A 21,254-nucleotide genomic window follows, 5' to 3' on the forward strand; every position below is an offset into this window, starting at 1 on the left:
GTCGTCCCGGGGTGGTGACAAGAGGATTCTTCTGGTTAGGCTGGGTCCGCATAGTGAACTCAACGCCTGACCGGGGAGCGACATGGGCACCGAGTGGCGGCCTTCGGCATGCGTGCTGTGCGCGTGCAACTGCGGCATCGAGATCAAGCTGGACGGCCGGCACCTGGCGCGCGTCCGGGGCGACAAGGCCCACCCGTCCTCCCAGGGGTACACCTGCGAGAAGCCGCTGCGGCTGGACCACTACCAGAACGGTGCGGACCGGCTCACTCACCCGCTACGGCGCCGGCCCGACGGCACGTTCGAGCGGGTGAGCTGGGACACCGCGATCGGCGAGGTCGCGGCCCGGCTCCGCGGCGTGGCCGGCGCCCACGGCGGAGAGTCGATCTTCTACTACGGCGGGGGCGGGCAGGGCAACCATCTCGGCGGCTCCTACTCCGGTTCCCTGATGCGCGCGCTCGGTGCCCGGTACCGCTCCAACGCCCTGGCCCAGGAGAAGACCGGCCTGTTCTGGGTGTCGGACCGCATGCTCGGCACCACCGTCTCCGGCGACTTCGAGCACTGCGAGGTCGCGCTGTTCGTCGGGAAGAATCCCTGGCAGTCCCACGGCCTGCCTCGCGCCCGTCCCACCCTGCGTGAGATCGCCCGCGACCCGGCCCGCTGCATGATCGTCATCGATCCGCGGCGCACCGAGACCGCCGAGATGGCCGACATCCACCTGCGGGTGCGCCCCGGCGCCGACGCGTGGCTGCTCGCCGCGATGGCCGGCGTCCTCGTCCAGGAGGACCTCATCGCCCGCGACTGGCTCGCCGCCCACGCCACCGGCCTGGACGAGGTGCGCGCCGTCCTGCGCGCGGTGCCGGTCTCCGGCTACTGCGCCACCGCGGGCGTGCCCGAGGAACTGGTGCGGACGGCGGCACGCCGGATCGCCGCCGCGGCGAGCGTCGCGGTGTTCGAGGACCTCGGCGTGCAGATGACCCTCCACTCGACTCTCAACAGCTACCTGGACAACCTGCTGTGGCTGCTGACCGGCAACTTCGGGCGTCCGGGCGCCAACAACCCACCGATCCTGTTCGCGCCGTTCATCACCTTCTCCCACCACGGTCCGAAGGCCGAGCGGTTCAGCCCGGTGGCCGGGGCACGGATCATCTCCGGACTGGTCCCGGCGAACGTGGTCGCCGAGGAGATCCTCACCGACCACCCGCGCCGCTATCGCGCCATGCTGGTGGAGTCCGCCAACCCCGCGCACTCCGTCGCCGACTCCCCGCGCATGCGCGAAGCGCTGGACGCCCTCGACCTGCTCGTCGTCATCGACGTCGCCATGACCGAGACCGCGCGGATGGCCGACTACGTGCTGCCGGCGCCGTCGCAGTTCGAGAAGTGGGAGGCGACCTTCTTCAACCTGGAGGCCCCCGCCAACTACTTCCACCTGCGCCCGCCGGTGCTCGACCCGCCCCCTGGCACCGACCTGCTGCCCGAGCCGGAGATCTACGCGCGGCTGTGCGAGGCCATCGGTGCCCTCCCGGAGGAGAAGGTCGCTCCGCTGCGCGCGGCGGCCGGGCGCGGCCGGGCCGCCTTCGGCCAGGCGTTCCTCGCCGCCATGGCCGACCCCGCGCTGGCCAAGATCGCACCGGTCCTGCTGTACCGCACGCTCGGCCCGGCGCTGCCGCACGGCGCGGCGGCCGCGGCGTCCCTGTGGGCGCAGGCGCACCGGGTGGCGGCGGCCCATCCGGAGGCCGTCCGCCGGGCCGGCGTCGAAGGCGAGGGGGCCGAACTCGGTGACCGGCTGTTCGACGCCGTCCTGGACAGCCCCTCCGGCATGGTGTTCACCCTGGACGAGCCCGGGGACGGCTGGGACCGGCTCGGCACCCCGGACAAGAAGATCCATCTGGCGCTGCCGGACCTGCTGGCGGAACTGGCCGCCCTCGGGCCGGGCCCGGCGGGGCACCCGGACTACCCGTTCGTGCTCTCGGCGGGGGAGCGGCGCGCCTTCACCGCCAACACGATCTTCCGCGACCCCGCCTGGCGCAGACGGGACGCCGAGGGCGTGCTGCGCGTCAGCCCCAAGGACGCCGCCGACCTCGGCCTGTCCGACGGGTCGCGGGCCCGGGTGACCACGCGGCGCGGCTCGGTCGAGGCCGTCGTCGAGATCACCGACACCCTCCAGGCCGGGCACGTCTCGCTGCCCAACGGCCTCGGCCTGACCTACCCCGGCGAGTCGGGCCAGGCCACCACGGGCGCCCCGCCGAACGAGCTGACCGCCGCCGAAGACCGCGACCCCTACGCCGGCACCCCCTGGCACAAACACGTCCCCGCCCGCGTCGAGGCACTCCCGGCCTGAACACCGCGCTCACTCGCGCAGCAGGCGATCCCGGGCGGCGCGTGTGTGATCGGCTCGCAGGCCGTGGCCGGGCTCGTCATCGAACGCGTCAGAGGCGGCGTCCCGATATTCGCTGATCGCGGACGTCGGTTCGGTCATGGTGATGGTGCTCTCCACCGTGACCGGCGATCCGCGCTCTTGATCACCTCGCGCGTGCCATCGCGGTCGCGCCGCCCATCTCCAGCTCAGAAGACGGGGACCACAGAGGCCGCCGGTCCGCGGGACCCTTGGGCCCCGTGGGCGGGTTGCACGTTGGACAGGGTCAGGAGGCTCTGGGCTGGTGGGCGCGGGTGCCGGCGATCTCGCGGGCCGCGCGGACGAACGCGGCGCGGGCGGGGGCGGCGGCGTGCTCGGGCCAGGCGAGTACGAGGTCGCTGCCGGGAAGGTCCGCGACCGGGACCGCGGCCACGTCGCCGCCCAGCCGGCCGGTGACGCCGTCCCCGGTCACGACGACCAGCAGGCCCAGCGCGACCCGGTCCACGATCTCGTCCAGCGCGACCGTGGGGCAGTGCTCGGTGAAGACGCCCTCGGCGCGGAGGTCGGCCAGCGTGACGGCGGTGCGCTTCGCGAGACGGTGCCCGGCGGGCAGCAGGGCCACCGGCGCCTCCTGCGCCAGCTCGGCGGTGCGCAGCCCGGCGAGGTCGCCGTCGCCGCACATCAGCGCGAGGTCGGCCGTGCCGTCCCGCAGGGCGGCCGCCTGGTCGTGGGTGAAGACGACCTCGACCTCGGCGGCGTCCGGGCGGCGCCCGTAGGCGCGCACCACCTCGGCGAGCAGACCCGCACCGGTGCCCGGCCGGGCGGCCACCGTCAGCCGGTGCGGGCGCGCGGCCTGCTGTGCGCGCCGGACGGCGGTGTCCACGCTGCGCAACGCCTTGCGGGCCTCGTCCAGGAAGACCTTCCCGGCCGGGGTCAGCGCGACGCGACGGCTGGTGCGCTCCAGCAGCCGGACGCCGATGCGGCGCTCCAGCCGGCCGATGGTGCGCGACAGCGGGGGCTGGGCGATGCCGAGCCGCTCGGCGGCCCGGCCGAAGTGCAGCTCCTCGGCCACCGCCACGAACTGCGCGAGCTCCCGCGTCTCCAGACGATCCATACCGCAAGGGTAATGGTCGCTATCGGAACCGTCATTGTTCCCCCAGGTCGGAGCGGGTGGAATGGTCCCACCGCCACGTCCGGCCCCCTTCTCCGGAGCGCGGCGGCGATCGGGACGTCCGGTTGCGGACCCCACCATCACGTGCGACAGAGAGAAGACGACGATATGAGCGACGAGCGCAAGATCCAGGAAGTCCTGGCCCAGTACGTGCGCGCCACCGACCGCCGCGACGGCGCGACCCAGGGCGCGCTGTTCACCGACGACGCGATCATCCAGTCCTTCAGCAAGGTCGGCCCGGAACAGTACGAGCCGTTCACCGAGCCCATGATCGGCGGCGCCGCGGTCCACTACGCGGTGGACAACTACATGGCCCCGCACCCCCAGGGGGGATCGAGCCACCACGTCACCGCCGACCACATCATCGAGGTGGACGGCGACACGGCCCACATGAACGCCCAGTTCATCGTGTTCGAGGTGCGCGCCGCCGCCCGCCCCGAAAACGGATGGCCGCAGGACTCCTTCGGCGCGCAGGGCACCGTGCGGCCGATCGAGTCCGGCTACTACGACACCGACCTGCGGCGCGTCGGCGGCGAATGGAAGATCGTCCGCCACCACATCCTGCTCGACATGCCCTACGCCATCCCCGGCGCCTGACGGACCACGTGGCGGTCACCGGACAACGTCCAGGCAGCGTCGCTGCTCGCCATGCGGTGCGCACGCATGACGCGGAGTGATCCCGGTCGTACTCGTGAGGCGCAGCGCTTCATCGGGGCGGCGAAGGAGACGGCCCGGCATTGGGCGGCGCCGCGCCTGTACGCGCTTCTCGCGATGCGCGAGACCTCCGTGTACGCGAGCCTCGGTGACGAAGTGTCCCCCTCACCGGTGGGGTGCCGGCAAGGACCGTGACAGCCGCTGGAGTGGTTCTTGCCGGCACCCCGAGTGCCGGCTCGGCCGCCAGTGGTCACACTCCGATGAAGGTCACGGTTTCCGTCATGTCCGCCCGCCCGGTACGCAGGCGTGGCGCGCCCTCCTTTTCGAATCCCACCGCGACACCACAGAACAATACGAACCCGTCATCAACTCCCACTGTCTGGCTGACGGTCTTGCGATACATCGTCCACATCACCTGAGGGCAACTGTGCAGCCCTTCCGCTCTCAGCAGCAGCATGACCGTCTGCAAGTACATCCCGGCGTCCCCATACTGTCCGGGGCCCATCGTCCGGTCGAGGTAACAGAACAGTACGACCGGCGCCCCGAACGCCTCCGAGTTCAAGGCGGCGATCTTCATGGGCCTGTCCGGGTCGTCGCGTTCGATTCCCAGCGCTCTGTACCGCTGGGCGGCCGCGGCGGAGAAGCGGTCCAGGTACGGCGAGGTGAATTCGTCCGGGTACATCGGATACTCCCGCTCGTCACCCGGGTCTCCCGCCAGTGCCCTGGCCGTCGCGCGCCTCTTCAGCTCGGCCAAGGGCTCGCCGGTCACGACGTACAGGTGCCACGGCTGGAGGTTCCCACTCGACGGAGCCCGCGTCGCCGCGGCCAGCACTCGTTCGAGCATCTCCTTGGGCACCGGTTCATCGCTGAACGCCCGCACCGCACGTCGACTGTCCACGGCTTCGTACACATCCACGGCTTCTCGTCCTCTCGCTCAACGACATGGGGGCGCAGGTGTGGGGTCAGGGGCGTTGGGTGCGGGCGCGGAAGGCGGCGGTCTTGACGCGGTTCTGGCAGGTCGTCGAGCAGAAGCGGCGGGTGCCGTTGCGTGAGGTGTCGACGAAGACCCGGTCGCAGCGGGTCGCCGTGCACACGCCGAGCCGGTCGTACAGCTCGCCGCCGAGCACGACGGCCAGGCCGGTGGCGCAGGCCGCCGCGTAGTCGTCTCCCACGGTGCCGGCGTTGCCGTGGAAGTGCAGGTGCCACGGCTCGCCGTCGTGCCGTTCCAGCAGGGGGCGCGCCTGCGTGCGGTCCAGCAGATGGTTGACCTGGACGGCCGCCGAGTCCAGGTCGCCGGCGTCGACCGCCTCGAAGACCGCACGCAGTTCGAGCGCGACCTGGGACAGTTCGGCCGTCTCCGCGTCGGTCACCTCGCGCGGATGCCTGCCGCCCGTCGCGAGGGCGCCGGTGGCCGCGGTGCGCCGTGCGGGGCCGAGGGGCGGGGGCGCGTACTCCCGGCCGCGGGCCTCGCCGGCCGTCAGCGTGTTGACCAGGGCGGCGGCGATGGCCACCACCGCGTCGGTGTGACTGTTGAAATTCACTTGACCCGTTACATCCTCACGTCCTACCGTGTAACTGGTGAAAGTCTACACGACAGTTACAGGAGAGCTTTGATGTCCATTCTTCACCCTGAGCAGGCCCGCGACTGGATCGCCCGGTGGGACGTCCAGCAGGAGGGCTATCTGACCGACCGGGAGGCGCGGTTCACCGCCCTGATCGACGCGGTGGAGGCGGGTACGGATCGCCCTGACCCGCTGGTGCTCGACCTCGGCTGCGGGCCCGGGTCGCTCAGCGTCCGCCTGCTCGACCGGCTGCCCGAGGCCGAGGTGGTGGCGGTGGACGCCGACCCGCTGCTGCTCGCGCTCGGCCGGGCCGCCCACGAGGGCAGGCGGGGCCTGCGGTTCGCCGACGCCGACCTGCGCGACCCGGGCTGGACCTCCACGCTCGGGCTGGACCGGCCGGTGGACGCCGTGGTGAGCACGACCGCCCTGCACTGGCTCGCCGAGCCGGAGCTTCGCGCCATGTTCGCCGAACTGGCCGGTGTGATGCGGCCCGGCGGCCTGTTCCTCAACGGCGACCACCTGGAGGTCGTCGATGTCGCGCCGACCCTGGCCGGGCTGGAGCGGGCGGTGCACGAGCGGGCGACGCGGCGCCGGTTCGCCGCGGGCATGCCCGAGGACTGGCGCGAGTGGTGGGACGCGGCCGGCGCCGACCCCGCGCTCGCGGCGCTGGCGGACGAACGCGCCCGCAAGGTGGCGGGCCCGGCGCACCACGGCTCGGAGTCGCTGGAGCTGTCCACGCACGTCGCGGCGTTGCGCGCCGCCGGGTTCGCCGAGGTCGGCACCCTGTGGCAGAACGGTCACGACCGCGTCCTGTGCGCCGTCCTCCCCGTCGAACCGAGAACTTGACAGGTTCGGGTGAGATTCCCGCCCGATCGCTTCCACCGGGGCGGCTGAGCTGCCTAGGGTCGGGCGCATGACGGAGCCCACCTCTTCGATCGACGCGTTCATCGCCGCCCTGCCCAAGGCCGAACTGCACGTCCACCTGATCGGGTCGGCCTCGGTGCCAACGGTGCTGGAACTGAGCCGCCGGCACCCCGGCGGCCCGGTCCCCACGACGGAGGAGGAACTGCGCGCCTTCTACGTCTTCCGTGACTTCCCGCACTTCGCGCAGGTCTACGCGAGCGTCAACAGCCTGGTGCGCGACCCGGAGGACATCGCCATCCTGGTCGCCGGCATCGCCCGCGACCTCGCCGCGCAGAACGTCCGGTACGTCGAGCTGACCGTCACGGCGTACTCCCATCTCGCCGTCGGCATGCCGATGGCCGCGGTCACCGAGGCGCTGGACCTGGGTGCCCGCCAAGCCGTGGCCGAGCACGGCGTGCGCGTCGGCTACATCTTCGACGTGCCGGGCGAGTGCGGGGCCGAAGGCGCCCGCGTGACGCTCGACCACGCGCTGTCGGTGCCACCGGAGGCCCTGGTCGGCTTCGGCCTGGCCGGCATCGAGCAGGAGCGGGTGCGGCACCGCGACGCCTTCCGGGACGCCTTCCGCGCGGCCACCACCGCGGGTCTGCACAGCGTGCCGCACGGCGGCGAGATGAGCGGGCCCGAGACGATGTGGGAGGTCATCGAGGGCCTGCGCGCCGAGCGCATCGGGCACGGCATCGCCTGCGTGCGCGACCCCCGGCTCATGGCGTACCTGAGGGAGACGCGGCTCCCGCTGGAGGTGTGCCCCACCTCGAACCTGCGCACCGGCCAGGTGCCCACCATCGCCCGCCACCCGCTGCCGCGCATGCTGGAAGAGGGGCTGTACGTCACGCTCAACAGCGACGACCCGCCGATGTTCGCCACCACCCTCAACGGCGAGTACGCCCTCGCCGCCCGCGCCTTCGGGCTGGGCACGGCCGAGCTGGCCGGGCTCGCCGGCAACGCCGTGCGGGCGTCCTTCCTGGACGAGCCGGCCAAGCGGGCGATCCTCGCCGAGATCGACCAGGTCTGCGCCGCGCACGCCGTCCGGTCACCCGGAGCCTTCTGACCTTCCGACCGCTCAGGCACAGACGGGCAGGGCGGGGTTGTCGTGGGTGCGCACGGCGGGCAGCCAGCCGTGGCCCTCGGGCACATCGTCGAGCCGGACGCGGAACCAGCGTGAGGTGCCGACGCCCGTCTCGTCCTCCACCCGGTCGCCGTCGAACAGCACGCAGTCGGCCACCAGCACGTCCCCGTGCCAGACGCGGTGGCTCACCACGTTCCCGGCGGCGTACTTCTTGCGCGGGTCGATGGCCAGGCCCATGCTGCAGGCGGGGAAGCGGTCCTTGCGCTTTCCGCAGTCCCCCTCGATGTTGAAGACGGTGACCTGCGCCGTGGCCGCCGTGGCGCCGGTCGACGCCACGATCACCGGACCGGCCAGGCCGCCTTCCGGGCGCAGCACGACGAACACCGTCACGGCGGCGGCGACCAGCACGACCGCGGCGGCGACGGCCCACACCGCCCGGGGGGAGCCGCGGCGGCGCCCGTCCACCGGTTCGCCCGGAGGCTCTTCCGGAGCGTCCCGGAGTTGCTCTTCCGCGGCGTCTCGCGAGGTGTGCTCCGGAGCCTCCCGCGGGGACTCCGCTGCGATCTCCGGGTCGTCGTCCTCCTGCTCCGGTCGTGCGGAGCGGGCCGTGTCGGCCACCGCCCACAGCCGGTGCAGCTCGCGCAGTTCCTCCCCGCTGGCCCCGCACGCCTTGCCGAAGGCGTGCACCGGGCCGTAGCCGGTGGGGAGCTTGCTGCCCGAACAGTAACGGTGCAGGCTCGACCGGCTGATGCCCGTGCGCGCGGCGAGCACCTCGAAGCTCATGCCGCTGCGCTCCTTGAGCATCCTCAACCGGGCGGCGAAGCGCTCGACTTCCCCCGTCTGCGACAAGATTCCTCCTTCTGCGGCGAGGAGCCGCCGGGCGGGAGCGCGGCGTGAGGTCGAGCGGGGCATCCCACGGGCGTCCCAGCAGGCGGCACATGGCGCAGCTCACAGTGGCCAGGACGTTCCAGCATCCCATCCGGCGTGGTTCGCTTGCCATGATTCGACCCGGCTTGATCCAGGTGCTTGGGCGAACGATCCTTCGGCCGGGAAAGTTCCACCTGGAAGCGGCTGCCGCGCCCTGGCCTCGCGCGTGGGGCGGGGGGTACGGACCAGCGTACGAGGTGCGGCACGGGCCCGCGCGGGAGAAAGGACGAGGGCAGGTGCGCGCGAGTCCCGGGCGGGCGGGAAAAGAAGGCGCCCGGCCGCAGGTCACGGCCGGGCGTCCAGGGGCGTGCGCAGACCGGTCACCCACCACGCGGCGAGCGGCCGTCCCCCGGTGTCAGGGGGAGGCGCGGCGGGTCAGCCCCGGCGGGATCTTGGCGGCGGCGGCCCGGTCGAGCAGGAACAGCGTGCGCAGGCGGCCGCGCGCCCCGGCCCCGGGCACCTGGAAGGGGCCCGACTCCTGCAGCGCCAGCCGGACGGCGCCCGCCTTGTCCTCGCCCGCCACGATGACCCACACCTCGCGCGCCGCCCTGATCGTCGGGTGGGTCATGCTCACCCGGGTGGGTGGCGGCTTGGGAGAGCCGTGGACGGCCACGACCGGACGCTCGTCGTGGACGGCGGGCATCTCGGGGAACAACGAGGCCACGTGGCCGTCCGGGCCGAGGCCGAGCAGCAGGATGTCGAACGACGGCACCGGGCCGTGGTCCTCCGGACGGGCCGCCTTGCGCAGCTCCTCGGCGTACCGCTCGGCGGACTCCTCGGCGGTGACCCCCGCGTCGGGCCCGAGCACGGAATGGACGCGGGCCGGGTCGACGTCCACCCGGTCGAGCAGCGCCTCCCGGGCGCCGGTCTCGTTGCGCTCGGGGTCGCCCGTGGGCAGGAACCGCTCGTCACCCCACCAGATGTCCAGGTGCGGCCAGTCGACCGCGTCGCGCGCCGCCGTGGCGGCGACCTCCTTCAGCACGGCGGTGCCCATGCCGCCGCCGGTCAGCACCAGGTGCGCCGACCCCTTGGCGGCCTGGGCGTCGGCGAGCCCGGTGATCAGGCGCGCGGCGACCGCCTTGGCCAGCACGTCGGGGTCCCGGTGGATCAGGACCGAGGGAACACTCACGAGAACACCCCTTCATCTACGAACAACAGGCGCCCGGCACCGCCGCAGCGCGCCGTCACATCGGTGCGCTGCGGCGGTGCCGGGCAGCCGGGTCGGCGAACCCGTGCCGCCGGCCCGGCCGGCGGCATCGGAGGGTCAGGAGCCGTCGTGGTCGGCGACGTGCCTGATCGCCGAAGCGTAGACCTCGTCGGGGTCCAGCCGCCGCAGTTCCTCGGCGAGCAGGTCGGAGGTCGGCCGGCGCGCGAGCGCGACGTGCCGGTCGGGCTGTCCCGGCCGGATCAGCGTCGCGGTGCGCGAGTCGTGCCGTTCGACCGCGACCTCGCCCTGCTCCAGCACCAGCCGCACCTTGGTCAGGCCCGGCCCGCCGGAGGGGACGACCTTGACCGGCGCGTCCAGCTTCTCCGACAGCCACACCGCGAGCAGCGAGGCGCTCGGGTGGTTCGGCTCGGCCTCGACGTACCCTTCCACGATCTTGCCCACCGGCTGGTCGAACGCCGCCGCGAGCAGGCTGCGCCACGGGGTGATGCGCGTCCAGGCCAGGTCGGTGTCGCCGGGGGTGTACCCCTCGATCCGCCGCTTGATCGCCCCGACCGGGTCGGGCGCAGAACGGGCGTCGGTGACGCGGCGCTGCCCGAAGTGGCCCACAGGGTCCTTGGCCGGCGCCTCCGGCGCGTCTCCCGGCCACCACACCACCACCGGGATGTCGGGCAGCAGCAGCGGCGCGAGCACCGAGTCGGCGTGCTCGGTCAGCTCCCCGTACAGGCGCAGCAGCACCACCTCGCCGGTGGTCAGCTCGCCCACCCGGATCTCGGCGTCCAGCCGGGTCGCCTCGCCGCGCTCCCTCGGGATCACCGCGAGGATGCGCGAGGGGTGCTCGCGCGCGGCCTCGGAGGCGGCGCGCACCGCGTCGTACTGGTTGCTCTCCTCACAGACCACCACCAGGGTGAGCACCATGCCGACGGCCGGCGCGCCGACCTGGTGGCGCAGCCGGGTCAGCTGCGAGGAGATGTCGGAGGCCGTGGTCGACCCCATCAGGAAAGTGGTCACAGAGACTCCCGCGTTCCGTCGCCGATCACAACCGCCGTACCCGCCGCCGAGCTCACAGCCGCCTCCACGCGCGCCCGTCGCGGGCCATCAGCTCGTCGGCCGAGGCCGGGCCGCCGGTACCAGCGGGGTACCCCTCGGGCTGATCCTCCCGCGAGGCCCAGTACTCCTCGATCGGGTCCATGATCTTCCAGGACAGCTCGACCTCCCGCTGGTGCGGGAACAGCGGCGGGTCGCCGATGAGCACGTCCAGCAGCAGCCGCTCGTAGGCCTCGGGGGAGGACTCCAGGAACGCCTCGCCGTAGGCGAAGTCCATGTTGACGTCCCTGACCTCCATCGCGGTGCCCGGCACCTTGGAGCCGAACCGCACGGTGATGCCCTCGTCCGGCTGGATGCGGATCACCAGGGCATTGTGCCCGAGGATCTCGGTGTCGGTCTTGCTGAACGGCAGGTGCGGCGCCTGCTGGAACACCACGGCCACCTCGGTCATCCGCCTGCCGAGCCGCTTGCCGGTGCGCAGGTAGAACGGCACACCGGCCCAGCGCCGGTTGGCGATCTCCACCTTGATCGCGGCGTAGGTCTCGGTCTTGGAGTCCTGCGGGATGCCGTCCTCCTCCAGGAATCCCTTGACCGGCACGCCCCCCTGCCAGCCCTCGGTGTACGCGCCACGCGCGGTGGCCAGGCCCAGGTCCTCGGGCAGGGTGACGGCCTCCAGGACCTTCTCCTTCTCCCTGCGCAGCGAGGAGGCGCCGAAGGCCGTCGGGTCCTCCATGGCGACCAGCGCCAGCAGCTGGAGCAGGTGGTTCTGGATGACGTCCCGGGCCGCGCCGATGCCGTCGTAATAGCCGGCCCGGCCGCCGACCCCGATGTCCTCGGCCATCGTGATCTGCACGTGGTCGACGTAGCCGCGGTTCCAGATCGGCTCGAACAGCGTGTTGGCGAAGCGCAGCGCCAGGATGTTCTGGACGGTCTCCTTGCCCAGGTAGTGGTCGATGCGGAACACCGAGTCGGGCTTGAAGGCCGAGTCGACGATGGCGTTCAGCTCGCGGGCGCTCTGCAGGTCGTGCCCGAACGGCTTCTCGATGACGATGCGCCGCCAGGAGCCCTCCGGGGGCTTGGCCAGGCCGGTGCGCTTGAGCTGCTCGACCACCACCGGGAAGGCCTTGGGCGGCACCGAGAGGTAGAAGGCGTAGTTGCCGCCGGTGCCCCGGGTCTCGTCGATCTCCTTCAGCGCCATGGTCAGCGCGTCGAAGGCGCCGTCGTCGTCGAACGACCCCGGCACGAAGTGCAGGCCCTCGCAGATCTGCTTCCAGACCTCCTCCCGGAAGGGAGTGCGGGCGTTCTCCTTGACGGCGTCGTGCGTGATCTGCGCGAAGTCCTGGTGGGCCCAGTCGCGGCGGGCGAAGCCGACCAGGGAGAAGCCCGGGGGCAGCAGGCCCCGGTTGCCCAGGTCGTAGATCGCCGGAAGTAGCTTGCGCCTGGCCAGGTCACCCGTCACGCCGAACAGCACCAGCACCGAGGGGCCGGCCACCTTGGGCAGGCGCCGGTCGCGGGGATCGCGCAGCGGGTTGGCGTCGATCACGTCCATCGTGGTCGCGGTGCCGGCGATGGCCTGTGTCGCGGTCACCACCTCGTCGGCGGCGGCCTGCGCCGTGATGACGTTCTCCTCGGGAGCGGCCTTCGCAGGCCGCCTCCCCGAGCGTTTCGTGTTCTGGACCTCGTGGGTCGACGGCTCGGGCGCGTTCACCGGACCCGCGCCATCGGCGTTCGCCGAGCCCGGCTGCTCGCTGTCGTTCATCAAACCTCCCGTGCGGCGGTGAGCAGGTGCCTGACTCCGGCCTCGCGGTCGGTCAGGTGCAGTCGGACGACCGGACGCCCTCGCTGGTGGAGCGCGTCCCGGTCTCCGAGCGCCTGGGCGAGCTGGAGCCTGCCCAGGGTGTACGGCCGGCCCGGGACCTCGACGTCGTCGCCGACGGCCCCGGTGATCTGCAGGAAGACGCCGTTCTGCGGGCCCCCCTTGTGGTACTGCCCGGTGGAGTGCAGGAAGCGCGGGCCCCAGCCGAAGGTCACCGGCCGGTCGGTCCTGATGGACAGCAGCCCCTGCAGGCTCGCCGGGTCGTGGGCCGCCCAGATGTCGGTGATCTCCTCGAAGGAGGCGTCCTCCGGGACCGGCACGTCGAAGGCGGCGTCGCGGTCCAGGTAGGCCAGGACGGCCAGGTAACCGCGGGAAGGGATGTCCGAGAGCAGCGCGGTGAGCACGCCGGGCAGGTCCGTGGCGTTGCCCGGGAGCTCCCCGTACACCTCGACCGGGCCGTCCACCAGCGCGGGGGCGCCGGCCGGCAGCGGACCGGCGCCGGCCGCGGCCAGGATGCGGGCGGTGTTCTCCTTGGACTCGGTGACGTTGGGCTGGTCGAAGGGGTTGACGCCGAGCAGCCGCCCGGCCACCGCGGTGGCGTACTCCCAGATCAGGAACTGCGCCCCCAGCGGGCCGCGCACCTCGACGTCGCCATCGGTGTCGATGCCCACCACCAGCTCGTCGGGCGCGCCGGTCGGGTCGATGCCGGCGACCGGGAGGACGCCCCGGCCCTGCTTGCCGGTGGACTCGGCGATCAGCTGCTCGGCCCAGTCGGGCAGCCCGTTGATCGGCGAGAGGCTGTCGTCCAGCAGAAGCTTGTCGCGGCCGGCCAGGGCCGCGGCGCCGATCGCGGCACCGAGCGCGAGGCCCGGGTCGTCCTGCGCGGACCCCGAGCCCAGCAGGGCCCGGGCCTCCTCGGCCTGGCCGAGCAGCCGCGCCACGTCGGCCCCGGCCAGTGCGCTCGGCACCAGGCCGAACGCCGACAGGGCGCTGTAGCGGCCGCCCACGTGCGGGTCGGCGCGTACCACCGGATAGCCGGCCTCGGCGGCCACCTGCTCCAGCGGCGAGCCGGGGTCGGTGACCACGACGACGCGGCCGGCCGGGTCGATGCCGGCGTCGCGGAAGGCCTGTTCGTAGATGCGCAGGTGGGCGTCGGTCTCGATCGTGGTGCCGCTCTTGCTGGACACCACGACGACGGTGCGCTCCAGCCGGTCGGCGAGCGCCCGGCGGAGCTGGCCGGGGTCGGTGGTGTCCAGGACGGTCAGCGGCACGTCGAAGGTGGCGCAGATGACCTCGGAGGCCAGCGAGGAGCCGCCCATGCCGGCGAGCACCACGTGGTCCAGGCCCGCGGCCCGGACGCGCTCGGCCAGCGCGGTGATCTCGGGAAGCAGCTCGCGGGACGCGGCGGGAAGCTTCAGCCAGCCGAGGCGGATCTTCGCTTCCTCCTTGGCCTCCGGCCCCCACAGCGACGGATCACCGGCCGCCAGCGCCTGCGGCACTCCGTCCCCGACGAGCTTCCGCAGGGCCGGTTCGGCCGCTGCGGCTACCTCCTCGTCACCGTATGTTACGGAAATATCCATTTCAGAAGTTTCTCCTCGCGGGGCCGGCCGGGCCGGTGCCGTCCTCCGGGGATCGCCCGGAGCCCGGCACGCCCAGGCCGGCCGTGAGACGAGCCGGCCGGCACCGCCGGCCGGCCCGCCCTCGGCGGCGGAACCGGCTCAGCCGGCCTTGTCCAGCTCCGACTCCAGCGTGCCGAGCAGCTCGGTCCACGAGGCGACGAACTTCTCGACGCCCTCGTCCTCCAGCGCCCGCACCACGTCGTCGTAGTCGACGCCGACCTGCTTGAGCGCGGCCATGGTGTCCCAGGCCTCCTCATAGCCGGGACGGATCGTGTCACCGACGAAGGAGCCCTGCTCGGCCGCCGCGTCCAGCGTCTTCTCCGGCATCGTGTTGACCGTGCCGGCCGTCACGAGCTGGTCGATGTACAGCGTGGCCGGGTAGTCGGGGTTCTTCACGCCGGTGGACGCCCACAGCGGACGCTGCGGGTGCGCCCCGGCGGCCTTGAGGGCCTGCCACCGCTCGCTCGCGATGACCTCCTCGTAGGCGGCGAAGGCCAGGCGGGCGTTGGCGACGGCGGCCTTGCCGCGCAGGGCCAGCGCCTCCGGCGTGCCGATCTTCTCCAGGCGCTTGTCGATCTCGGTGTCGAAGCGGCTGACGAAGAACGACGCCACCGACTCGATCTTCGACAGGTCCAGGCCGGCCGCCTTGGCCTGCTCCAGGCCGGTCAGCCAGGCCTCCAGCACGGCGCGGTAGCGCTCGAGGGAGAAGATCAGCGTGACGTTGACGCTGATGCCCTCGGCGAGCGCCTGGGTGATCGCCGGAAGGCTCTCGACGGTCGCCGGGATCTTGATGTGCACGTTGGGCCGGTTCACCAGCCACCACAGGGCGCGGGCCTCGGCCACGGTCTTCTCGGCGGTGTCGGTGGCCAGACGCGGGTCGACCTCGATGGACACCCGGCCGTCCACGCCATCGGTGGCGTCGAACACCGGCCGCAGCACGTCCGCGGCCCAGCGGATGTCGTAGGTCGTGATGGCGCGGACCGCCTCGCCGACGTCCACGCCGCGCACCGACAGGTCGCGCAGCTGCGCGTCGTAGGCGTCGCCCTTGCTCAGCGCCGCGGCGAAGATGGTGGGGTTGGACGTGACACCGGTCACCTGCTTGTCACGTACGAGCGCCTCGAGGTTGCCACTGCGCAGCCGCTCGCGGCTGATGTCGTCCAGCCAGATCGACACGCCCTGGCCGGTCAGGCGCTTCAGGTTCTCACTCATGTCTCGTCCCTCAGTTTCCGGTCGTCTGGCCCTTGTCGGCGCCGGTCTTCGCGAGGCTGGCCTTGGCCGCGGCCGCCACGCGCTCGGCGGTGAGGCCGAACTGCTCGTACAACGTCTTATACGGGGCGGAGGCGCCGAAGTGCTCAAGACTTACGATCTCGCCTTCCTCCCCTACGAACTGCCGCCAGCCCAGGGCGATTCCCGCCTCGACGGCCACGCGGGCGCGCACCGAGGGAGGCAGCACCGACTGCTTGTAGGCGTCGTCCTGCTCCTGGAACCACTCGACGCACGGCATGGAGACCACCCGGGTGGGGATGCCCTGCTCCTCCAGCAGCTCGCGGGCGCCGACGGCCAGCTCGACCTCGCTGCCGGTGCCGATGATGACCACCGCGGGCTGCCCGGTGGAGGCCTCCTGAAGGACGTAGCCACCCTTGGCGATCTTGTCGGGGTCGGCGGTGCCCTCGTAGACCGGGAGGTTCTGCCGGGTCAGCGCCAGCCCCGCCGGGCGGTCGGTGTGCTCCAGGATGGCCTTCCACGCCGCCGCGGTCTCGTTGGCGTCGGCAGGGCGCACCACGTCCAGGCCGGGGATGGCCCGCAGCGCCCACAGGTGCTCGACCGGCTGGTGGGTCGGGCCGTCCTCGCCGAGGCCGATGGAGTCGTGCGTCCAGACGTAGGTGACCGGCAGCTTCATCAGCGCGGCCAGCCGCACCGAGGGGCGCATGTAGTCGCTGAACACCAGGAAGGTGCCGCCGTACGGGCGGGTGCCGTTGTGCAGGGCGATGCCGTTGAGGATCGAGCCCATGCCGTGCTCACGGATGCCGAAGTGCAGGGTGCGGCCGTAGCGGCTGCCGGGGAACGCCTTGGTCTGGTGCTCCTCGGGGATGAACGACGGCTCGCCCTCCATCGTGGTGTTGTTGGACTCGGCCAGGTCGGCCGAGCCGCCCCACAGCTCGGGCAGCACCGGGGCCAGCGCGGTGAGCACCTGGCCGGACGCCTTGCGGGTCGCCACGGACTTGCCGGCCTCGTAGGACGGCAGGGCCTCCTCCCAGCCGGCGGGCAGCTTGCGGGCGCTGATGCGGTCGAACAGCGCGGCGCGCTCGGGGTCGGCGTCCCGCCAGCTCTCGTAGCCCTTCTCCCACTCGGCGTGCAGGGCGCGGCCGCGCTCGGTCACCTTGCGGGCGTGCGCGAGCACCTCCTCGGGCACGTCGAAGCTCTTGGCCGGGTCGAGGCCGAGGACCTCCTTGGTGGCCGCCACCTCGTCCGCGCCCAGCGCCGAGCCGTGGATCTTGCCGGTGTTCTGCTTGTGCGGCGCGGGCCAGCCGATGATGGTGCGCAGCCGGATCAGCGTCGGGCGGCCCGTCTCCTCGATCGCCGCGCGGTAGGCCGCGTACAGCTCCTCGACGTTCTCGGAGTACTCGCCGGAGGCGGTCCAGTCGACGGTGACGACGTGCCAGCCGTAGGCCTCGTAGCGCTTGGCGACGTCCTCGGACAGGGCGATGGAGGTGTCGTCCTCGATGGAGATGTGGTTGTCGTCGTAGATGACGTTGAGGTTGCCCAGCTTCTGGTGGCCCGCGATGGCGCTCACCTCGTGGCTGATGCCCTCCTCGATGTCGCCGTCGGAGGCGATGGCCCAGATGCGGTGGTCGAAGGGGCTCGCGCCCTGCTCGGCGTCGGGGTCGAACAGGCCCCGCTCGCGGCGGGCGGCCATCGCCATGCCCACCGCGTTGCCGAGGCCCTGGCCGAGCGGGCCGGTCGTGGTCTCGACGCCGAGCGTGTGACCGTGCTCAGGGTGCCCCGGGGTGAGGCTGTTCCACTGGCGCAGCGACTTCAGGTCGTCGAGCGTCAGGCCGTACCCCGAGAGGTAGAGCTGGATGTAGAGGGTCAGGCTGGAGTGGCCGGCCGACAAGACGAAACGGTCGCGTCCGGTCCACGCCGCATCGGTCGGATCGTGACGCAGGACCTTCTGGAAGAGAAGGTAGGCGGCGGGCGCCAGGCTCATGGCGGTGCCGGGGTGGCCCGAGCCCGCCTTCTCCACCGCGTCCATGGCGAGGGTGCGGACTACGTCGACGGCGCGCCGATCCAGGTCGCTCCACTCAAGGTTTGGCACGAGTTCGCTGCTCAACTGCTCGATCTCCTAATTAGGTCAACTGGCCCCGGTTCGGCTCGCGCGCCCGTCCGGTCTCAGGCTTCGCTCCCAACACCGGACCTTAACGGGTCGATTCCCCCACCGTAGTTGCCAGGTTCCGGTGAGCTGCGGCCGGGGAACAGCAGCGCGCGCATCCCTACAACCTTGCCCGGCGAGAGCGGTCTGGAACACGCCGGGCGCGGCGTCGACCGGCCGCCCTCCGGCCGGTGCCCGGATCGCGTGCCAGGCGCGGGAGACATGGCCCGCCGCCCCCCGGTGGCAGGGCCGCCGCCAGGGGCATTCGCCCCCGATGCCGGGACCGGCGCCCCCTCGCACTACAGTGAATTCTCACAGCGCTGGCTCATGCCCGCATTCACACGGATCCGCTCTAATCAGAGGTTACGCGTTGACCCCGCATTCGCTGGAAGCGCCATGACGGTGCTGACCACCAAGCCATCGACGGCCTCGGTCTCGGCCGCGCGCCGCTCGATGCCCGCCACCGTACGGGCCTACGTGGCGCTGACCAAGCCGCGGATCATCGAGCTGCTGCTGATCACGACGATCCCTGTGATGTTCCTCGCAGCCCACGGCTTCCCGCCCCTGTGGACCGCCGTGGCCGTCCTGGTGTTCGGCACCCTGTCGGCCGGCAGCGCCAACGTGCTCAACTGCTACATCGACCGGGACATCGACGCGCGCATGCGCCGCACCCGCCGCCGCCCGCTGGCCATGGCCGAGGTCGCGCCGCGCAACGCGCTGGTCTTCGGCGTCGTGCTCGGCGTGCTGTCGACGCTGGGCCTCGGCCTGAGCGTCAACTGGGTGGCGGCCGGGCTGTCGCTCGCGGCGATCCTGTTCTACGTCTTCGTCTACTCGATGCTGCTCAAGCGGCGCACCTCGCAGAACGTCGTGTGGGGCGGCATCGCCGGTTGCATGCCCGTGCTCATCGGGTGGGCCGGCATCACCGGGCGGGTCGACTGGGCCCCGGTGGTGCTGTTCGGCGTGGTGTTCTTCTGGACGCCTCCGCACACCTGGACGCTGGCCATGCGCTACCGCGAGGACTACGCGGCGGCCAAGGTGCCCATGCTGCCGGTCGTCGCCGGCGAGCGCCGGGTGGTGCGCGAGAGCGTGGCCTACACCTGGGCGACCGTGCTGTGCTCGCTGCTGCTGTGGCCGGTCGCCGGCACCACACCGTTCTACGCCGCCGTGGCGGCGGCGCTCGGCGCGGTGTGCCTGTGGGAGGTCTACCGCCTGCTGGGCCGGCTGAACGCCGGCAAGACCGGCGTCGCGCTGCGCCCGATGCGCTTCTTCCACTGGTCCAACGCCTACCTGGCGCTGCTGTTCCTCGCCGTCGCCGTCGACTCCCTGCTGTAGCGCGTTCGGGACCGCCGAATCCTCACATTCGTGCCATCCGTTAGGTGATCGTCCGGCAGAATGATCGTCCGTGTGCCGCCCGGCAGGCGGGCGGCCCGGGCGAAGGGACCACTGGATGCGCGGGACCACGACGAAAATCCTCCTGGCCGCGGCGCTGTCGGTCGGCGGGGTCATGGCGAACCCCGCCCACGCGGTCGCGTCGGCCTCCTCCCCCGAGGGGGTGTGCGGCTCGGGCTTCCACCGGGTCGCCGACAGCAAGCGGGCGGTGAAGACCAGCGGCGGCGACCTGTTCGGGTACGTCTACCTGCTCTACAACCGCAAGACCGGCTACAACTGCGTCACCACCATCAAGACGTCCTACGTCGGCACCGCGACCTACACCTCCGCGACCCTGATCACCCAGACCCGGCGCATCAAGGACGAGCCGGTGCAGGTGGCCAAGAAGACCGACGGCCGCAAGTACAAGTACTACGCGGGCCCGGTGAAGCTGTACGGCAAGGGCGTGTGCGTGAAGTACTCCGGCACCATCTGGGACACCCGGCGCGACGCGGCGATCGCCACCGGCGGCCGCAACTCCTGGGGCAACTGCGGCTGACCCCCGCCGAGGCGACCGCCTCTCCACGACACGGGCGCCCGCCCGCCCGTGCTCGGAGCGGGCCGGCGCGCTCTCAGCGGCCGGTGAGCCCGGCCGCCGCTCAAGCAGGCGGCCGAATGGAGCGCCTCCGCCTCAGCGGCCGGAGACCAGGCCGGCCAGGCGTGCGTAGGCCGACGTTCGGGTCATCTGGGCGTTCTCCCGCCGGTCGGCCGTGCGGAACAGCGCGTAGATCGCCTGGACGCCGAGCCAGCGCAGCGGCTCCGGCTCCCATTGGCGCACCTGCCGCCCCACCCACGGCAGGCGGGTCAGCTCGGTCTCCCGCCGAAGCACCAGGTCGCGCAGCGTCCGTCCCGCCAGGTTGGTGGTGGTGACCCCGCTGCCGACGTACCCTCCGGCCCAGCCGAGCCCGGTGGCGTGGTCCAGGTGGACGGTCGAGCACCAGTCACGGGGCACCCCCAGCACGCCGCACCAGGAGTGCTGCACGCGCGCGCCCGCGGCCGCGGGGAACAGCGCGGTGAGAATGCCATGCAGCGCGGCGACCGTCTTGGCCTGGGTGGCGCCGCGCACGTCGGTGCGCGAGCCGAACCGGTACGGCACACCCCGCCCGCCGATCGCGATGCGGCCGTCGGCGGTGCGCTGGGCGTAGCAGTAGGCGTGGGCCTGATCGCCGAAGAGCTCCCCGCCCTGCCATCCGATGCGCTCCCACACCCGATCGCCGAGCGGCTCGGTGACGATCATCGAGCTGTTCATCGGCAGCCACTGGCGGCGCTGCCCCCGGATGCTCGCGGTGAACCCCTCCGTGGCGCGGATCACGTACTCGGCGGTGACCGTGCCGCGGGTGGTCACCGCGGCCGCGGCGCCCGCCTTGCCGGCGTGCCCGGCGCGCGGCCGGATCTCGGTGACAGGGGTGTCCTCGAAGATGTCCACGCCGAGGCCGGCCACCGCCCCGGCCAGGCCCACCGCGAGCTTGGCGGGCTGGACGCGCGCGCAGTGCGGGCTGTAGGCCGCCGACAGCGCGCCCTCCACGTGCAGGCGGCTCTCGCGCTCATCGGCGGACAACAGCCGCATGTCCTCCTCGGCATAGCCCCACCTGCGCAGGTCGTCGACCTCGGCGCGCAGCCGGCGCTCCTGCGCGGGGTTGGTGGCCACGTTCAGCACGCCGCCCTTGTGCACGTCGGCGTCGATGCCCTCGGCGCGGGTGACCTCGATGACCTCGTCGACCGCGGCGAACATCGCCCGCTGCAGGTCGATCATCGCCTGGTGCCCGCGGGCGGCGGCGTGCCGCTCGCGCGACCCGGCGAACTCGGCCGACAGCCACCCGCCGTTGCGCCCGGAGGCGCCGAACCCGGCGAACTCCTTCTCCAGGACCGCCACGCGCAGGTCCGGCTGCGCCTGCTTCAGGTAGTAGGCCGTCCACAGGCCGGTGTACCCGCCGCCCACGATGGCCACGTCGTACTCGCGCGCGCCCGGCAGCGGGGCGCGGCGGCTGGGCAGGCCGATCTGCCGGTACCAGTACGAGACACCGCCGTTGGCGAAGTCGTCGGTCACGGGGATGCCGCTCAGGGCGCTCATGTGGGTCTCCTCATGCCGGCGGCGCGGCCGGGTGTCGTGCGGTGCGAGGGCCGCGTCCGGCGAGGCCCCGGTGCCGGGCGA

The 21,254-nt window shown here is 72.5% G+C and carries 18 protein-coding genes; 6 read left to right on the forward strand and 12 right to left on the reverse strand.

Annotated features, from left to right (window positions below; all coding sequences use genetic code 11):
• The first annotated feature begins 82 nt into the window (after nucleotides 1-82).
• Nucleotides 83-2,338 (forward strand): molybdopterin-dependent oxidoreductase, encoded by a 2,256-nt coding sequence (locus IEY93_RS14025; RefSeq protein WP_189163485.1) that lies wholly within the window; start codon nucleotides 83-85, stop codon nucleotides 2,336-2,338.
• A 9-nt stretch (nucleotides 2,339-2,347) separates the two neighbouring features.
• Here the strand turns inward: IEY93_RS14025 and IEY93_RS14030 are convergent, their stop codons facing one another.
• Nucleotides 2,348-2,494, reverse strand: coding sequence for a hypothetical protein (locus IEY93_RS14030; protein WP_189163486.1), 147 nt, complete (start codon nucleotides 2,492-2,494; stop codon nucleotides 2,348-2,350).
• Nucleotides 2,495-2,639: 145 nt separating this feature from the next.
• Entirely contained in the window at nucleotides 2,640-3,467 is an 828-nt protein-coding gene (locus tag IEY93_RS14035) for a LysR family transcriptional regulator (RefSeq protein WP_189163487.1), read from the reverse strand.
• A 165-nt stretch (nucleotides 3,468-3,632) separates the two neighbouring features.
• Between IEY93_RS14035 and IEY93_RS14040 the strand changes: the two genes are divergently transcribed.
• Nucleotides 3,633-4,121: a nuclear transport factor 2 family protein gene (locus IEY93_RS14040; protein ID WP_189163488.1), complete on the forward strand. Its 489-nt coding sequence runs from the start codon at nucleotides 3,633-3,635 to the stop codon at nucleotides 4,119-4,121.
• A gap of 307 nt (nucleotides 4,122-4,428) precedes the next feature.
• Here IEY93_RS14040 and IEY93_RS14045 read toward each other — a convergent pair whose 3' ends face one another.
• Nucleotides 4,429-5,094, reverse strand: coding sequence for a nitroreductase (locus IEY93_RS14045; protein ID WP_189163489.1), 666 nt, complete (start codon nucleotides 5,092-5,094; stop codon nucleotides 4,429-4,431).
• A 46-nt stretch (nucleotides 5,095-5,140) separates the two neighbouring features.
• Nucleotides 5,141-5,719, reverse strand: a complete 579-nt coding sequence (locus tag IEY93_RS14050; protein ID WP_189163490.1) for a CGNR zinc finger domain-containing protein — start codon at nucleotides 5,717-5,719, stop codon at nucleotides 5,141-5,143.
• 72 nt (nucleotides 5,720-5,791) lie between these two features.
• Between IEY93_RS14050 and IEY93_RS14055 the strand changes: the two genes are divergently transcribed.
• Both IEY93_RS14055 and add read left to right on the forward strand, forming a co-directional pair.
• Entirely contained in the window at nucleotides 5,792-6,586 is a 795-nt protein-coding gene (locus tag IEY93_RS14055; RefSeq protein ID WP_229691118.1) for a class I SAM-dependent methyltransferase, read from the forward strand.
• A 67-nt stretch (nucleotides 6,587-6,653) separates the two neighbouring features.
• A complete protein-coding gene (gene add / locus IEY93_RS14060; protein ID WP_189163491.1) occupies nucleotides 6,654-7,712 on the forward strand; it encodes an adenosine deaminase in 1,059 nt (352 codons plus the stop codon).
• A gap of 12 nt (nucleotides 7,713-7,724) precedes the next feature.
• On the opposite strand, the gene IEY93_RS14065 is transcribed toward add, so the two are convergent.
• The 7 genes from IEY93_RS14065 to tkt form a co-directional block, all read right to left on the reverse strand.
• Nucleotides 7,725-8,579 carry a helix-turn-helix domain-containing protein gene (locus IEY93_RS14065; RefSeq protein WP_203968370.1) on the reverse strand — a complete coding sequence of 285 codons (855 nt, stop codon included), beginning with the start codon at nucleotides 8,577-8,579 and terminating at the stop codon, nucleotides 7,725-7,727.
• 433 nt (nucleotides 8,580-9,012) lie between these two features.
• Nucleotides 9,013-9,786, reverse strand: coding sequence for a 6-phosphogluconolactonase (gene pgl, locus IEY93_RS14070; RefSeq protein WP_189163493.1), 774 nt, complete (start codon nucleotides 9,784-9,786; stop codon nucleotides 9,013-9,015).
• A 135-nt stretch (nucleotides 9,787-9,921) separates the two neighbouring features.
• Complete coding sequence (locus IEY93_RS14075) at nucleotides 9,922-10,818, reverse strand: glucose-6-phosphate dehydrogenase assembly protein OpcA (RefSeq protein ID WP_189163603.1); 897 nt, start codon at nucleotides 10,816-10,818, stop codon at nucleotides 9,922-9,924.
• Nucleotides 10,819-10,885: 67 nt separating this feature from the next.
• Complete coding sequence (gene zwf / locus IEY93_RS14080) at nucleotides 10,886-12,418, reverse strand: glucose-6-phosphate dehydrogenase (RefSeq protein WP_189163604.1); 1,533 nt, start codon at nucleotides 12,416-12,418, stop codon at nucleotides 10,886-10,888.
• Nucleotides 12,419-12,627: 209 nt separating this feature from the next.
• A complete protein-coding gene (locus tag IEY93_RS14085) occupies nucleotides 12,628-14,265 on the reverse strand; it encodes a phosphoglucose isomerase-related protein (protein ID WP_189163494.1) in 1,638 nt (545 codons plus the stop codon).
• 138 nt (nucleotides 14,266-14,403) lie between these two features.
• Nucleotides 14,404-15,513 (reverse strand): transaldolase, encoded by a 1,110-nt coding sequence (gene tal / locus IEY93_RS14090; RefSeq protein WP_189163495.1) that lies wholly within the window; start codon nucleotides 15,511-15,513, stop codon nucleotides 14,404-14,406.
• Between the two features lie 10 nt (nucleotides 15,514-15,523).
• On the reverse strand, nucleotides 15,524-17,620 hold the full coding sequence (gene tkt, locus IEY93_RS14095) for a transketolase (RefSeq protein ID WP_268241553.1): 2,097 nt from the start codon (nucleotides 17,618-17,620) through the stop codon (nucleotides 15,524-15,526).
• Nucleotides 17,621-18,070: 450 nt separating this feature from the next.
• Between tkt and IEY93_RS14100 the strand changes: the two genes are divergently transcribed.
• Both IEY93_RS14100 and IEY93_RS14105 read left to right on the forward strand, forming a co-directional pair.
• Nucleotides 18,071-19,006, forward strand: a complete 936-nt coding sequence (locus IEY93_RS14100) for a heme o synthase (protein ID WP_189163497.1) — start codon at nucleotides 18,071-18,073, stop codon at nucleotides 19,004-19,006.
• Nucleotides 19,007-19,121: 115 nt separating this feature from the next.
• Nucleotides 19,122-19,601 carry a hypothetical protein gene (locus IEY93_RS14105; RefSeq protein ID WP_189163498.1) on the forward strand — a complete coding sequence of 160 codons (480 nt, stop codon included), beginning with the start codon at nucleotides 19,122-19,124 and terminating at the stop codon, nucleotides 19,599-19,601.
• Between the two features lie 132 nt (nucleotides 19,602-19,733).
• Here IEY93_RS14105 and IEY93_RS14110 read toward each other — a convergent pair whose 3' ends face one another.
• On the reverse strand, nucleotides 19,734-21,173 hold the full coding sequence (locus tag IEY93_RS14110; protein WP_189163499.1) for an NAD(P)/FAD-dependent oxidoreductase: 1,440 nt from the start codon (nucleotides 21,171-21,173) through the stop codon (nucleotides 19,734-19,736).
• Between the last annotated feature and the right edge of the window lie 81 nt (nucleotides 21,174-21,254).

This window comes from Sphaerisporangium melleum (assembly GCF_014646695.1).
GTDB classification, from domain to species: Bacteria; Actinomycetota; Actinomycetes; order Streptosporangiales; family Streptosporangiaceae; genus Sphaerisporangium; species Sphaerisporangium melleum.